At 65.4% G+C, this 14,452-nt stretch carries 17 protein-coding genes; 12 read left to right on the forward strand and 5 right to left on the reverse strand.

From position 1 onward, the window contains the following. The 12 genes from ACX9GQ_RS18525 to ACX9GQ_RS18580 all read left to right on the forward strand — a co-directional run bounded on the left by ACX9GQ_RS18525 (position 1) and on the right by ACX9GQ_RS18580 (position 9,549). Positions 1-147 carry a hypothetical protein gene (locus ACX9GQ_RS18525; protein ID WP_459631061.1) on the forward strand — a complete coding sequence of 49 codons (147 nt, stop codon included), beginning with the start codon at positions 1-3 and terminating at the stop codon, positions 145-147. Beyond that, positions 125-319, forward strand: a complete 195-nt coding sequence (locus tag ACX9GQ_RS18530; protein WP_459631062.1) for a heavy-metal-associated domain-containing protein — start codon at positions 125-127, stop codon at positions 317-319. The genes ACX9GQ_RS18525 and ACX9GQ_RS18530 overlap by 23 nt, the downstream gene beginning before the upstream one ends. 79 nt (positions 320-398) lie before the next feature. Then, complete coding sequence (locus ACX9GQ_RS18535; RefSeq protein WP_459631063.1) at positions 399-812, forward strand: hypothetical protein; 414 nt, start codon at positions 399-401, stop codon at positions 810-812. 118 nt (positions 813-930) lie between these two features. Then, positions 931-1,155: a hypothetical protein gene (locus ACX9GQ_RS18540; protein ID WP_459631064.1), complete on the forward strand. Its 225-nt coding sequence runs from the start codon at positions 931-933 to the stop codon at positions 1,153-1,155. Beyond that, positions 1,145-2,602: a TolC family protein gene (locus tag ACX9GQ_RS18545; protein ID WP_459631065.1), complete on the forward strand. Its 1,458-nt coding sequence runs from the start codon at positions 1,145-1,147 to the stop codon at positions 2,600-2,602. Before ACX9GQ_RS18540 ends, ACX9GQ_RS18545 begins: the two co-directional genes overlap by 11 nt. Before the next feature lie 17 nt (positions 2,603-2,619). Then, entirely contained in the window at positions 2,620-4,023 is a 1,404-nt protein-coding gene (locus tag ACX9GQ_RS18550; protein ID WP_459631066.1) for a multicopper oxidase family protein, read from the forward strand. 22 nt (positions 4,024-4,045) lie between these two features. After that, positions 4,046-4,528: a cupredoxin domain-containing protein gene (locus ACX9GQ_RS18555; protein WP_459631067.1), complete on the forward strand. Its 483-nt coding sequence runs from the start codon at positions 4,046-4,048 to the stop codon at positions 4,526-4,528. A 14-nt stretch (positions 4,529-4,542) separates the two neighbouring features. Beyond that, positions 4,543-4,836 carry a copper-binding protein gene (locus ACX9GQ_RS18560; protein WP_459631068.1) on the forward strand — a complete coding sequence of 98 codons (294 nt, stop codon included), beginning with the start codon at positions 4,543-4,545 and terminating at the stop codon, positions 4,834-4,836. A 131-nt stretch (positions 4,837-4,967) separates the two neighbouring features. Further along, positions 4,968-5,483: an SH3 domain-containing protein gene (locus ACX9GQ_RS18565; RefSeq protein ID WP_459631069.1), complete on the forward strand. Its 516-nt coding sequence runs from the start codon at positions 4,968-4,970 to the stop codon at positions 5,481-5,483. Beyond that, positions 5,480-6,013 carry a cytochrome b gene (locus ACX9GQ_RS18570; RefSeq protein WP_459631070.1) on the forward strand — a complete coding sequence of 178 codons (534 nt, stop codon included), beginning with the start codon at positions 5,480-5,482 and terminating at the stop codon, positions 6,011-6,013. The genes ACX9GQ_RS18565 and ACX9GQ_RS18570 overlap by 4 nt, the downstream gene beginning before the upstream one ends. 99 nt (positions 6,014-6,112) lie before the next feature. Next, the gene (locus tag ACX9GQ_RS18575) at positions 6,113-8,491 is read left to right on the forward strand and encodes a heavy metal translocating P-type ATPase (protein ID WP_459631071.1); all 2,379 of its coding nucleotides are present in this window, start codon (positions 6,113-6,115) and stop codon (positions 8,489-8,491) included. Positions 8,492-8,568: 77 nt separating this feature from the next. Next, entirely contained in the window at positions 8,569-9,549 is a 981-nt protein-coding gene (locus ACX9GQ_RS18580; RefSeq protein ID WP_459631072.1) for a YncE family protein, read from the forward strand. A 394-nt stretch (positions 9,550-9,943) separates the two neighbouring features. Here ACX9GQ_RS18580 and istB read toward each other — a convergent pair whose 3' ends face one another. The 5 genes from istB to ACX9GQ_RS18605 all read right to left on the reverse strand — a co-directional run bounded on the left by istB (position 9,944) and on the right by ACX9GQ_RS18605 (position 14,445). Next, the gene (gene istB, locus ACX9GQ_RS18585) at positions 9,944-10,672 is read right to left on the reverse strand and encodes an IS21-like element helper ATPase IstB (protein WP_459631073.1); all 729 of its coding nucleotides are present in this window, start codon (positions 10,670-10,672) and stop codon (positions 9,944-9,946) included. Continuing rightward, a complete protein-coding gene (gene istA, locus ACX9GQ_RS18590; RefSeq protein ID WP_459631074.1) occupies positions 10,569-12,170 on the reverse strand; it encodes an IS21 family transposase in 1,602 nt (533 codons plus the stop codon). The genes istB and istA overlap by 104 nt, the downstream gene beginning before the upstream one ends. A 71-nt stretch (positions 12,171-12,241) precedes the next feature. Then, entirely contained in the window at positions 12,242-12,562 is a 321-nt protein-coding gene (locus ACX9GQ_RS18595; RefSeq protein WP_459631075.1) for a phosphoribosyltransferase family protein, read from the reverse strand. Between the two features lie 39 nt (positions 12,563-12,601). Further along, on the reverse strand, positions 12,602-12,964 hold the full coding sequence (locus ACX9GQ_RS18600) for a ribose-phosphate pyrophosphokinase-like domain-containing protein (protein ID WP_459631076.1): 363 nt from the start codon (positions 12,962-12,964) through the stop codon (positions 12,602-12,604). Continuing rightward, the gene (locus tag ACX9GQ_RS18605; RefSeq protein ID WP_459631077.1) at positions 12,961-14,445 is read right to left on the reverse strand and encodes a thymidine phosphorylase family protein; all 1,485 of its coding nucleotides are present in this window, start codon (positions 14,443-14,445) and stop codon (positions 12,961-12,963) included. Before ACX9GQ_RS18605 ends, ACX9GQ_RS18600 begins: the two co-directional genes overlap by 4 nt. Between the last annotated feature and the right edge of the window lie 7 nt (positions 14,446-14,452).

The following is a 14,452-nucleotide window of genomic DNA, read 5'->3' on the forward strand; positions in this document are numbered from 1 at the left end:
ATGCGCACCGATACCCGCCGTCTCGACCTTCTGCTGACGGCCGCTGCCCCGACGATCTGGGGCAGCACCTACATCGTCACGACGGCGAAGCCACACGATGCCGGTGAGCGGCGTGCCGCCTTGAATGATCCAGTGCGCCGAACCTGAAGGGAGCTGCGGTCATTGCGTCGGGACGATCACGAAGGCGATCCAGGCACGGTGGCAGTCCGCGCAGGTGAAGGCCAATCTGGGAACCAAGCTGGTCACTGTCATTGGCGCGGGAAACAGTCCGGACCTGAGCGGGGTCATCTGTGACGCCGGATACAACTCTGTGCCGTGAGAGACGGGGGCCCGCTTGGCGAGCCCCCGCAAATATGAGAGAACCGTCGCGTCCATCGATGAGGTCCCTCGTTCGATCCATGAGAAGCATTGCCGCGCTCCTGCTGACGCTCGCGCTCGCGCTGTTCCCGCTCGCCGGTAGCCGTGCGGTTGCGGCCGTTCCCGCGCATGCTTCGACGATCGCGCAGGCGCATGATAACGGCGCGCCCGGGGTCGGGCACCATCAGGAGGCAGATCTCCAGGGCCAGGAATGGTCCTCCCAGACCGGCATTGGACAGTCCGATGTTGATCAAAACGCTCACCCACAGAGCCCGTGTGGCGGAGATCCCTCGCCTTCCGCTTGTTGCAAGCTGACTTGCCATGCAATGGGGCCGGCCGTCAGCCAGCCGGAAAAGGTCCGCGTCATGGCGGTCTCACGGGTCGAGCTGCTCGCTTTGCCGCTGCCGACCGGGAGCCGCTTTGACGGGCTGTTGAGGCCGCCGCGAGCGTCCTGAGGTGTTGCGGGCCAAGCCCGTTCGCCCGAGCCATCCATAGGCTCTTGTCACACACCGGCGTCTTTGATCTCCAGCGCGAGACGCGCTTCTGAGCGGACGCCGTTCATCGGAACACAACATGCCGAAACTGTCGCCTCTCGTGCTGGCGGCGATCGGGCTTGCGGGCTGCGCGCCTGCGGCGCCGATCTATCTTGCCGCGCCTGCCGATCCCACTCGAGCCGTCCGGCCATTGTCGGCGGCACCCGTTTCTGCCGGCTCCCGGAGCTTCGCCATCGTCGAGCCCAAGGGCTGGGACGAACTCAACCGGAACGTTGCGCCGAAAGGAGCCACCCATGCGCCGTGATCGTCACGCGATGATCCGTATGGCGAGTGCATGTGGCGTCGCCCTGGCACTTGCTGGCTGCGTCAGCACGGGTCCTGACGGAGCGCTCGGCCCCGTTGACGCTGTCGCGAGGGCTGAACTCGGCCGGGGCATTGTGAAGGTGTCCACCGACGCGGAGGCAGCTGCCGCCGACGAAGGCGTCCGCGCTGCGCTTAAGCGGCCGCTCACGTCGGATACGGCGGTCAGCATTGCGCTGGCGAGCAACCGTGGCCTGCAGGCCGCATACAACGAACTCGGCATCTCCGAGGCGGCCTATGTGCAGGCGAGCCTGCCTCCCAACCCCAAGATCGGCTTATCGAAACTGGGTGGCGGCCTTGAGCTCGAGCTCGAGCGGGCGATCCTGGTGAATCTCTTCCAGCTTGCCACCCTGCCGACTCGGCGCGAGATCGCCCGGGATGCGCTGCGGGCCGCCCAGATGCGTGCCGCAGAGGCGACGCTAAAACTCGCGACGGATGTGCGGCGTCAGTTCTACCGGACCGTCGCTGCGAACCAACAGGTCGCGACGCTGCAGCAGGCCAAGGTGACGACTGATGCTGCGGCGGATCTCGCTCGCAAGCTTGGTGAGAGCGGTGGCATGAACAAGCTCGACCAGGCCCGGGAATACGCGCTCGCTGCCGAGCTCGATTCGCAGCTGGCTCGGGCGAGGGTCCAGCAGCGGCTGGAACGGGAGAGGCTTGTGCGCCTTCTGGGCCTGTGGGGACCTGCAGTCGATTTTCGCTTGCCCTCGGTCCTCCCGTCACTGCCTAAGGCGCTCAACTCGCCGCGCGACATTGAGGCTCAGGCTCTGGCCCGAAGGGTCGACCTGCAGGCTGCCAAGCTCGATCTTGAGGCGCTTGGAAAGTCGCTTGGTCTCACACACGTGACCCGCTTCACCACTGACATCGAGCTCGCCGGCACGAGCAAGTACGACCGAAAGATCACCGTTTCCGATGACGGTGCAGTCGGAAAAGAATCGCTGACACGGCGTGGCCTCGCCATCGACTTCGAAATTCCGATCTTCGATTTCGGGCAGGCCCGCACAATGGATGCCGAGCAGCGCTACATGCAGGCCGCGAACCGACTGGCCGAGAAGGCGGTCAACGTCCGGTCCGAGGCTCGAGAGGCCGCGTTTGCCTACAAGGGGACCTGGGACGTGGCGCGTCACTTCGAGGCCACGATCCTGCCGCTTCGGAAGCAGATCCAGGACGAGGCGCTGCTTCAGTACAGCGGGATGCTGGTGGACGTGACGAGCCTCATCGCGGACGTGCGCGCCCGGATCATGGCGCAGGCGCAAGCCATAGACGCGCGCCGCGACTTCTGGATCGCTGAGGCCGAGCTCAAAGCCGCTCTGGCGGGAGGGGGAGCCGGGGCCGCATCCGGTGGATCGACCCCCGCTGCCGGCGGGGCTGAGCAGGCCGCACCCCATTAACTCGAGAGATGAAAACCATGGATATCTCCCGCAGGACACTGATCCACGCAGGCAGCGGCCTCGTCCTCACCGGGGCAGGCTTGGTGAGCGGCCGCGCGCAGGCAGCCGCCATCCCCGAGGCGCCAACTACGGCAAGCCCGGCAACACAGCCACCCGTCATCCCGACGTCGGGCCCCGACTATCAGCCCGTCGTGACGCTGAACGGATGGACGTTGCCGTGGCGCATGAACGGCGAATGGAAGGAGTTCCACCTCGTGGCCGAACCCGTCGTGCGCGAGATCGCGCCCGGCATGAAGGCGCACCTGTGGGGCTACAACGGCCAGTCGCCGGGACCCACCATCGAGGCCGTCGAGGGCGACAAGGTCCGCATCTTCGTCACCAACCGGCTCCCGGAGAACACCGCGGTGCATTGGCACGGGCAGCGCCTGCCCAACGGCATGGATGGGGTCGGCGGCCTCACCCAGCCGCACATCCCTTCCGGCAAGACCTTCGTCTACGAGTTCCAACTGCGCCGCAGCGGCACGTTCATGTACCACCCGCACTCCGATGAGATGGTGCAGATGGCGATGGGCATGATGGGCCTGTTCATCGTGCACCCGCGCGACCCGGCCTTCCGTCGCGTCGACCGTGACTTCGCGTTCCTGCTCAACGCCTTCGACATCGAGGCGGGGAGTTACGTGCCGAAGGTGAACACCATGCTGGAGTTCAACCTCTGGTGCTGGAACAGCAGGGCCTTCCCCGGCATCGACCCGCTGGTGGTCGGCAAGGGGGACAAGGTGAGGATCCGGTTCGGCAATCTCACCATGACCAACCACCCGATCCATATGCACGGCTACGAGTTTAAGGTCTCGGGGACAGACGGAGGCTGGGTCCCCGAGGAGACCGCTTGGCCAGAAGTGTCGATCGACTGTGCAGTCGGGCAGATGCGATCGTTCGACTTCGTCGCCGACGAACCGGGCGACTGGGCCATCCACTGTCACAAGTCCCACCACACGATGAACGCCATGGGTCACGCCGTGAAGAATTACATCGGCGTCGACAAGAAGGACCTGGCCCAGCGGCTCAAGAAGCTCGTGCCAGGCTACATGCCGATGGGCTCCAACGGCATGGGCGAGATGGGATCGATGGAGATGCCCCTGCCTGACAACACGCTGCCCATGATGACGGGCTTCGCGCAGTTCGGACCGGTCGAGATGGGCGGTATGTTCTCAGTCGTGAAGGTTCGCGAGGGTCTATCCAAGGGCGACTACAAGGATCCCGGCTGGTTCAAGAACCCGCCCGGCACGGTGGCCTATGAGTTCAAGGGAACGCTGCCCGATGCAAAGCGCCCCGACAAGCAGGCCCGGGCCGACGGTGCAGTTGAGTTCACTGCAGTGGATCCGCGCAGGCGGCCCGTCCACGGCGGACACGAACAACATTGACCCCCCCCAACGGAGATTGACAGTGAAGACACACATCCTTGCCAGCGTGGTCGTCGTCAGCGCCGCACTCATCGGGACTGCCGCATGGGCCGGCGCAGGCCCTCCCGGTCATGCCCACATGATGGGGGCATTCGGCCAGCCTGGCGATCCCAAGAAGCCTGCCCGCACCGTCGAGGTGGTGATGCAGGAGGGCAGCGGCACCATGGTGTTCGTCCCCAATCGCATCGAGGTCAAGAAAGGCGAGCAGATCCGGTTCAAGCTCAAGAACGACGGCGAACTGGACCACGAACTGGTCCTCGCCACCCTGGAGATGAACCTCAAGCACGCCGAGGAAATGAAGAAGAATCCTGACATGGAGCATGACGACCCGAACGCCAAGCGCGTCGCTCCGAAGAAGACGTCGGAGATTCTTTGGCGCTTCGACAAGGCCGGGACGTTCGACTTCTCATGTCTCATCCCCGGTCATCGCGAAGCGGGAATGACCGGTACCGTTATCGTCAAGTGAAGAGGAACTCCCCCATGATCCGCATCCTTGCTGCCGCCGCACTCACGTTGGCTCTGGCCACCGCGCCGGCTCTTTCGCAGGACCTGCCCAAAGTGAAGGGGACCGTCGAGAAGATCGACGAAAGCGCCCAGAAGATCACGATCGACCATGCACCCATTCCGAACCTGGACATGGGCGACATGAAGATGGTGTTCCGGGCCGCCGACGCGGCCATGCTCAAGCAGGTGAAGAAGGGCGACAAGGTGCTGTTCACGGCCGACCGCGTGAACGGGCAACTCACCGTCACCTCCGTCACGAAGACGAAGTAAAGCTGTCACGGTGAAGCCGTCGGCCGTCCCTTCAATGTGACGGCCGACCCGTCTGTCGACCGCATGACCTGGTCAAGCTTCGAGGCATGTGGCGTTCGGCCCATACTCACAGATCGCCCGGGGACAATCCCATGAGAGTTGCAATTGCAGGTCTGGCGATGATCTGCTCGTTGCCGGCGCTCGCCGCTCATGAGCCGACGCACGGCGCTGGACTTGGTCCTGTGACCAAGCTCCCGTTGCCGCGCTTCGCATTGCTGAAGACAGACAACGTGAACTTGAGAGGTGGCCCGGGACGCGACTATGAGATCAAGTGGATCTACAAGCGCCCTGGACTTCCGGTCGAGATCACAGCCGAATTCGAGACTTGGCGGCGGGTCCGTGATGCTTCCGGCGACGAGGGCTGGATTCTCGCCGGTTTGATCACCGGAAAGAGGACGGTTCTATCGGCCCCCTGGAGCCATGAGCCGATTCCCCTTCACGCACGCCCCGATGCTGCATCGGACACCGTTGCCCTCATGGAGCCCGGAGTGCAGGCCAGCGTCTTGGTCTGCAAAACGGGATGGTGCCGGATCCGCGGAACCGGGTTAGATGGCTACGTCGCATCGACCACGTTGTGGGGGGTCTATCCCGACGAGGACTTGCCATGATGAACTCGGGCAAGATCGAGCCGCGCGGCCCACGAATGTACTCGAACCTGCAGATCATCCTGCACTGGCTCATCGCGGTCCTGGTCGTCTCGCAGTATCTGTCTAGCTTCGCCATCGTGCGAACACACCAGCCGAGGCTGATCGGCCAGAAGCCCGACCCGATGGACATGCTGCTGCATGCGGCACACAACCGTGTCGGGCTTCTCATCCTGGCCCTGATGTTTCTTCGCCTCGTGATCCGGTTGGCGTGGGCTCGAGGGAAAGCCAAGTTGGCTGATCCCCGGCGTTCAATCCTGGCCGCTGATATCCTCCACTTGGGCTTCTATGCCGTGCTGATCGCCCAGGCTGTCACGGGCGCCGTGGCCAGTTACCTCTGGTGGCCAGCCAGCACCGTGCACGTCTTGCTGTTCAAATTCCTGCTCCTCATGCTCGTCGGACACGTCTTTGCAGCAGCTTGGCATCATGTCGTGCTCCGCGACGCGACGTTGCTGACAATGGTCCCAAGGTTGAACAAGGCGTCACGGAAATGACGCCGGAGGGTCGTTGCGTTCGCTTGGAAGTCCTTGAACTTCCCACGATGGGAAGCCTTAAGACGCTTGCTCACAACCCTCCGATCCTGCGAGGACACCATGAGCCACGACCATTCCGCACACTCTCATGTCCATCCCTCCGGCCATGCCCACCATCCCGCCGGATCGGGCGGGGACGCTCAAACGGGAACGATGGTCAAGGACCCCGTTTGCGGAATGGCCGTCGATCCGCACGTGACCAAGTTCAGGTCCGACTACGAGGGAACGCCCTACCACTTCTGCTCCTCGGGGTGCCAAACCAAGTTCAAGGCGGAGCCGGGCAGGTATGCGTCCTCACAGCGGAAGGCGGCTGCACCCGTCCCGGACGGCGCGATCTACACATGTCCGATGCATCCGCAAATCCGCCAGGCCGGGCCGGGCTCCTGTCCGATCTGCGGAATGGCGCTCGAGCCTTTGGTTGCCAGCGCGGACGATCAGGGAGGTGCAGAGCTCACCGACATGACCCGGCGCTTCTGGATCGGGCTCGTGCTCAGCCTTCCGGTCCTTGCGCTGGAGATGGGCGGGCATCTCACCGGTCTCGACCACTACGTGCCCCGCGGGACCTCGAACTGGGTCCAGATGGCCCTGGCGACGCCGGTCGTGCTGTGGGCCGGCTGGCCGTTCTTCGTGCGCGCCTGGGCGTCGCTGGTGAACCGCAGCCTGAACATGTTCACCCTCATCGCCATGGGGACCGGCGTCGCCTGGGCCTACAGCATGGTAGCCGTGCTCTTGCCCGACGTCTTCCCGCCGGCCTTCCGCGGCCATGACGGCTCCGTCGCGGTCTATTTCGAGGCCGCCGCGGTCATCACCGTGTTGGTGCTGCTCGGGCAGGTGCTCGAGTTGAGGGCGCGTGAAAGCACGGGCGGTGCGATCCGCGCTCTGCTCGACCTCGCGCCGAAGACGGCGAGGCTCATCCGGCCTAACGGAACGGAAGAAGAAGTCCAGCTCGACGCGGTCGACGTTGGCGCTCGGCTTCGGGTGCGCCCCGGGGAGAAGGTGCCGGTCGACGGATCCGTGGTCGAGGGCCGGAGCTCGGTGGACGAGTCGATGGTCACCGGCGAGTCGATGCCGGTGACGAAAGGCACTGGCGACGCGGTGATCGGCGGAACGATGAACCAGTCCGGAGCCCTTGTCATCGAAGCCCGGAAAGTCGGACGCGATACGATGCTTTCGCAGATCGTGCAGCTGGTGGCCCAGGCTCAGCGCAGCCGTGCTCCGATCCAGCGGCTCGCGGACCAGGTATCCGGATGGTTCGTTCCCGTCGTGATCGGAGTCGCGGTGCTCGCGTTCATCGGTTGGGCCATCTGGGGACCCGAACCGCGGCTCACCTTCGGCCTGGTCGCGGCCGTATCAGTCCTGATCATCGCCTGTCCCTGCGCCCTCGGCCTTGCCACACCCATGTCCATCATGGTCGGCGTGGGGCGCGGCGCGCAGGCCGGCGTGCTGATCAAGAACGCCGAGGCCCTGGAACGAATGGAGAAGATCGACACTCTCGTCGTCGACAAGACCGGGACCTTGACCGAGGGCAAGCCCGCCGTGACCGCCATCGTGCCGGCGGAGGGCTTCTCGCAGGATGAGATCCTGATGCTCGCCTCGACGGTCGAGCGCGCCAGCGAGCATCCCCTCGCGATCGCCATCGTCTCGGCGGCCGACACCAAGGGGATCGCGCCGGGACAGCTCGCCGATTTCGATTCGCCGACCGGGAAGGGCGCCCAGGGAACGGTCGGCGGACGGGCCGTCGTCTTGGGTAACGCGCGTTTCCTGGCCGAGAAGGGTGTCGATGCCGCCACGCTCGCCGCTCAAGCCGACGAACTTCGGAAGGACGGCGCGACCGCCATCTTCGTGGGCGTGGACGGCAAGCCCGCTGGCATCTTGGCCATTGCGGACCCGGTGAAGGCGACCACGCCCGAAGCCCTCAAGGCCTTGCGGGACGAAGGCGTGCGCGTTGTGATGTTGACCGGCGACAACCGGACGACGGCGGAAGCGGTCGCCCGCAGGCTCGGAATCCCGGAGGTGGAGGCCGAGGTTCTGCCCGAGCAGAAGAGCGCGGTCGTCGATAAGCTCAAGCGCGAGGGGCGCGTGGTGGCGATGGCCGGCGACGGCGTCAACGACGCACCGGCTCTGGCCGCGGCCGAGGTCGGCATCGCAATGGGGACGGGCACGGACGTGGCGATCGAGAGCGCGGGCGTCACGTTGCTGAAGGGTGATCTCACCGGCATCGTCCGGGCCCGCCGCCTCTCTGAAGCGGTAATGAGCAACATCCGGCAGAACCTGTTCTTCGCGTTCGTCTACAACGCTTTGGGCGTTCCTGTCGCGGCCGGCGTGCTCTACCCGTTCTTCGGCGTCCTGCTGTCGCCGATCATCGCCGCCGCCGCCATGGCGCTCTCGTCCGTCAGCGTCATCGGCAATGCAGTCAGGTTGCGATCCGTGAAGCTCTGAGTGTCCGTTCCTTGTCCGGGCACAACGTTGAGCCGGTATGCGCGGGCTAGGGTGGCCTCGAAACCGGAGGCCTTACCATGCTCTCGCGCTTGCTCTCCTCGACGATGATCCTCGCCACCCTGCTTGCTGCACCCGCGGTGGCAGGGTCCGTGTTCGTGGCGGACGAAACCGGCCAGACCATCACCACCCTGGACCCCGACACGGGGAAGACGCAGCAGATCTCGCTGGCCTTCGCCCCTCACAACGTCGATGCAGGGCCGGGTGGCCTGGTGCTGGCCGTCGGCGTGCCGGACCACGCAGGAGGCCATGCGGGGATGCCCGCGGGGCGCTTGGTCGTGGCCGGCGCGAAGGACGGCGTCCTTGCGGTGACGGCGGATTATGAGGTGGGCGGACATCCGGCTCATGTCGTGCCAGACCGAGAAGGCAAGTTCGCCTACATCACCGACGCTGCTGCCGACGCGGTGGCGGTCGTCGATCTTGGCGCCAGGCGGGTCACCACCCGCATTGCGGTGGGGCGATATCCGCATGGCCTGCGTCTCTCGCCTGACGGGGCGACCCTAGCCATCGCCAACATGAAGTCGGGAACCGTGTCGCTGGTCGATGTCGCCTCTCGCAAGCAGGTCACCACCGTAAGCGTCGGCGCCGCGCCGGTTCAGGTCGCTTTCGCGCCGGACGGAGGCCGGCTCTACGTCTCCCTCAACGGAGAGAACAAGGTAGTCGCCATCGACCTTGCCTCGAAGAAGTTGGCTTGGAAGGCCGCAGTCGGCCGCGGCCCCGTGCAACTCGCCGTGGCCGGCCCACGTGTCATTGTCGCCAATCAGGGCAACGCGAAATCACCGGACAACACCGTGAGCGTGCTCGACGCGGCTACGGGCGCGGCGGTGGAGACCGTGCTGGTCGGAAAAGGCGCGCATGGGGTGGCCCTGGCGCCCGGCGCCACGCGCGCCTACGTGACCGATACATACGAGAACACGGTTTCCGTCGTCGATCTCGCGACCCTGAAGGAGACTGCCCGGTACCCCGTCGGCAAAGGGCCGAACGGGATCGTCTCTCCTTGACTACCGGTCAGGAAGGCCCTGCGCGCGAGCGCCCGCCTAGCTCCGGGTTAGCTGGCGTATTGCTTCCGCAACGCTCGGAGCAATCTCGATGCGGTTCGTAGGGTGGGGCACCGTGTTGGTGCTTGCGATCAGGGCGCTGGATTGGTCGAGTTCGTCCGAGGCGGTGCCTCGCGCCAGATAGTGCACGGGCACGCAGACAGGCTTGGGGAAACGCGCCTGCTGCAACAGCCTCGACGCCTCGACGATCGTCTGTCAATCGGCTTTGGAACGGGACCCCGGATCGGCGTGCAATCGGGACCCCTGTTAGATGAGGCGGAAGATCAGCCCGTCGGAGCTGGTCTGGGTTGCGCAGACGGGCTGATCGCGGTGGAGCGTGGGTTGATCGGGGTGACGATCAGGCTCGGTTCTTGAACCGCCAGCTTTCGTTGCCCGTCTCGACGATGTCGCAGTGGTGGGTGAGGCGGTCGAGCAGCGCGGTGGTCATCTTGGCGTCGCCGAACACGGTGGGCCATTCGCCGAAGCTGAGGTTGGTCGTCACCATGATCGAGGCCTGCTCGTAGAGGCGGCTGATCAGGTGGAACAGCAACTGTCCGCCGGACTGAGCGAAGGGGAGATAGCCGAGTTCGTCGAGCACGATGAAGTCCATGCGCGACAGATAGTCGGCCATGCGTCCCTGGCGGCCGGAGCGGGCTTCGGTCTCGAGGCGGTTGACGAGGTCGACGACGTTGAAGAAGCGGCCACGGGCGCCGTCACGGATGCAGGCGCGGGCGACGGCGATGGCGAGATGCGTCTTGCCGGTCCCTGTTCCGCCGACGAAGACAACGTTTCGCTCGTGAGCGAGGAAGTTGCCGCCGGCCAGATCGCGCACCAGCGTCTCGTTGATCGGTGTGCCATCGAAGGTGAAGTCGTCGATATCCTTGGCCAAGGGTAGCTTGGCGATCGTGATCTGGTACTTGATCGAGCGGGCCTGCTTCTCGGCGATCTCCGCGGTCAGCAGGTCGCCCACGATACGCTGCGGCTCATGGGCCCGCTTCACTGCCGTGGTGATGATCTCGTCGTAGGCCGCCTTCATGCCGAAGAGCTTCAGCTCGCTCATGCTGGCGAGGATCTCGGAGCGTTCCATCACAGGGCCTCCTCAGGCTGTCATAGCGGGCGCAATCGGCGACAGGGGTGTGCTGCAGGCGGAGCGCCTGCGGGGTCATGATTGTCACCGGCGCTGCCGGTTCGCGCTGGCGCGCCAGGATGTTCAGGATGACGTCGGCGGAATGGACGCTCTCGCGCAGCGCCTCGGCACAGGCGGCCTCGACAGCCGGCAGGCCATCGCTCAGCACGGCCGTGAGGATGTCGACCATCTGCCTGTCGCCATCGCTGGATCCCGCCAGCTTGCGGCGGACACGCTCGATGCTGGCGGGCAGGATCCAGTCCTTGAACGGCGCCCCGTTGCGAAGCGCTCCTGGCTTGCGGGCCAGCACCGGGACGTAGTGCCAGGGATCGTAGATCGTCTGGTCACGCCCGAAGCAGCGAGGGTGAGCGGCGACGATGCGCCCGTCCTGGCGCAGTTCGATGCGATCGGCATAGGCGCGAACTTCGACGGGGCGGCCGACGGCATTGGCGGCCACCGAGTACTTGTTGTTGTCGAAGCGGACGAGGCAGGTCTTCGACACAGAGGCTGGGACGGCATGGAATCCGTCGAACCGGCCGGCATAGGGGACGAGGCTGGGCCGCTCCGCCTCGAACATCTCCCAGATGGTTTTGTCCCGGACTTCGGGATGGCGATGGGCCTTGGCGTAGGCGATGCACTGGTCCAGAAGCCACGCGTTCAGCTCGTCGTAGCTCTTCACCCGCAGGCGGGGCGTGAAGAAGCGCTCGCGCACGAGGCCAACCTGGTTCTCGACCTGGCCCTTCTCCCAGCCGGACGCTGGCGTACAGGCGACGGGGTCGACCAGATAGTGCCCGCACATCTGCTGGAAGCGGCGGTTGTAGGCCCGCTCCTTGCCGACGAAGATCGTCTCCACCGCCGTCTTCATGTTGTCGTAGATGCCCCGCGTGCACGCCCCCTTGAAGAAGGCGAAGGCCCGGTCGTGGGCGTCGAACACCATCTCCTGCGTCTCGCGGGGATAGGCCCGTACGAACGGCATGCGGCTGTGGCAGAGCCGCAGGTGGGCCACCTTGACCATCACCGTCGTGCCGTTGATCAGCACGACCTCGTGGCTCCAGTCGAACTGGTAGGCCTCGCCGGCCGCGAAGCTCAGCGGCACATAGGCTTGCTTGACGACCGCGGCTCGCTCCTCCCGCCAGCCCTGGGCATAGCGGCGCACGGCGTCGTACCCGCCACCATAGCCCTGCCGGCGCAGCTCCTCGAAGATCCGGATCAGGGTCAGCCGCTCGCGCGCTGGCTTCGCGTCATTGGCGGCCAGAACTTCGTCCAGCGCCCCCTTGTACGGACCGATCTTCGGAAGCGGCTGAACCGTGCGTTCGTACTCGAACGCAGTGGCGCCAGATCGGATGACCTTGCGGACGACCTTCCTCGACACCCGCAGGTCGCGACAGATCGCCTTGATCGATTTGCCTTCGCCGAAATACGCACGGCGGATCTTCGCAATCGTCTCCACGACCAGCATCCCAAACTCGCCTCCGGTCAGCCCGGAGGCACTGTGGACCCATCAATGCGGGGGTCCCGTTTGGACGCCGATCACCCCGAAAACGGGGTCCTTATTCCACGCCTATCTACAATCGTCCGGCCGGAGGAGACGATATCGTCCACCAGCACAGGTGTGCGGCCGCCAAGACCGGAGAGGTCCGGCAAGGTGATTGCCACATCCGTGTCGCCGGAGCGCTGCTTCACGCAAACCCTGTGCGGCGCTCCAGCCGACGCTGCCACCTCGGCCACCCACTGCTCACTTTCTTCGTCCGGGCCTATGATAACCGGTCGTGAGACATGTTCGCGGATCCAGTCGGCAATCAGGGGGGCGGCATGCGCCACCGCTGTCGGAATGGAGTAGATCTCCGCCAAGGAGCGGTGGCGATGCAGGTGGGGATCGACCGTGACGAGTCAGTCGACCACGCCACTGAGCAGCCTGGCGAACTGGACTGACGTGACGCCCTCGCCGGCGTGAAATGCCTTGTCCTGGCGCATGTAGGACAGGTACGGGGCCACGAGCCCGACGGACCGGGCGCCCAGATCCCGTGCGGTCGCGGCCGTGAACGTCAGCGCCAGGAACTTGGGGTCCGGGTCGTTGAGCGTGCAGACCAGCGCGACTTTCCGATCCGTGAGGTCGTGCTCCACGCGAACCAACGCCTCGCCGTCCGGAAAGACGTGGAACGTGGCCCTGCCGACCTCACTCCCGAGCCTGCTGGCGAGTTCTCCGGCAAGGGCTTCGTTGCCGGGCAATGGCAGAAAGACGTGAGATCTCATGATGCGATCCCGACCATGGCCGTGTGCGCGCGGGCATAGTCGAGCGCGTAGCCCAGTTCGCCAGCGCTTTCCGCATGCACCGTGTAGAGCGGCTGGCCCTTCTGAACGGCGTTGCCGAGCCTCACCCTGAGATACACTCCCGCGGCCTTCACTTCCGGGGCGCCTGCGAGTTTGGCGACCCTGGCGATTTGCCTATTGTCGATGCTACCGACCGTCCCACTCAACTCGGCGACCACGTCATGCCGCAGATCTGCCGAGGCCGGCTCCCGGAAGCCGCCCTGTGCCTCGCAGATGGCGAGGAACTTGCGCAGGGCCCGCCCATCGGCGAGGCAGGCCTGCGCGACCGCATGCCCCGTTCCGGGGTCCGCGTGACCCGACAATTCAAGCAGGGCACCTGCGATCGAACAGGACCGCTCCGCCAGGTCCTGCGGTGCACCTTCTGCCCCACGCAGCACGGCCAATACGTCTTGCGCTTCGAGCGCTGGCCCGATCCCACGACCCACAGGCTGTGTCCCGTCCGAGAACACGATCCGGGTCGAGATCCCGAAGAGAGTGGCCACCCGGTCGAGGCGATCCCCGAGGACCCTGGCAGCATCGGTAGACCTCACTTTCGCCGTGGCTCCGACCGGAACATCGAGCACGAGGTGCGTGGCCCCGGCCGCGATCTTCTTGGAAAGAACCGAGGCCACCAGTTGGCCTTCGCTGTCGAGATCGAGCGCGCGCTCGATCCGGATCAAGATGTCGTCCGCCGGGCTCAGCCTGACCGACCCGCCCCACACCACGCAGCCTCCCTCCCGTTCCACGACCCGGCGGATCGCCGCAATGTCGAGGTCGACGGGAGCCATGGTTTCCATCGTATCTGCCGTTCCCGCCGGTGAGGTGATGGCTCGCGAGGACGTCTTCGGCATCGTCAGGCCGAGTGCGGCCATGATCGGGACGATGATGGGGGTGGTGCGGTTGCCCGGCAGGCCTCCCACGCAGTGCTTGTCGACGACGAGTCCGCTGGGCCAGGTCAGCCTGTCGCCAACGTCGACCATGACGCGAGTGAGCGCGACCGTCTCGGTGTCGTCGAGCGGAAGCGTGGCGCATGCCGTCAGGAAAGCCGAGACCTGCACGTCGGAATAGAGACCCTTGAGGATATCCGAGATGACGGGCTGGAGCGCGCGCTCGTCGAACCGGATGCCATAGATGCGCGATCGGACGCTGCTGAGGGAGGCAACCGGCTCGGGATGGCTGACGGTCAGCATGTCTCCTTCGAGAATTCCGAGATGCTGCCATGCAGCCTCAGAGAGCCCTGCCTCGTGGGGCGGCAGCCAATCCCCGGACACCTGGTACAAGGTCGCGATGATGCTTCGTTCCCTGCACCGGAGCAGAACCCGCGAGCGTGGTGAAAGCCCCTCGGAACGGCAGACGTGGCAGTCAGTCCGCATGAAGACGATCGCCTCGTCCTGCGTGTGGATCCCGATGCGGCGGGCCCTCATTCGGCCG

The sequence above is a fragment of the Alsobacter sp. R-9 genome (genome assembly GCF_054612375.1).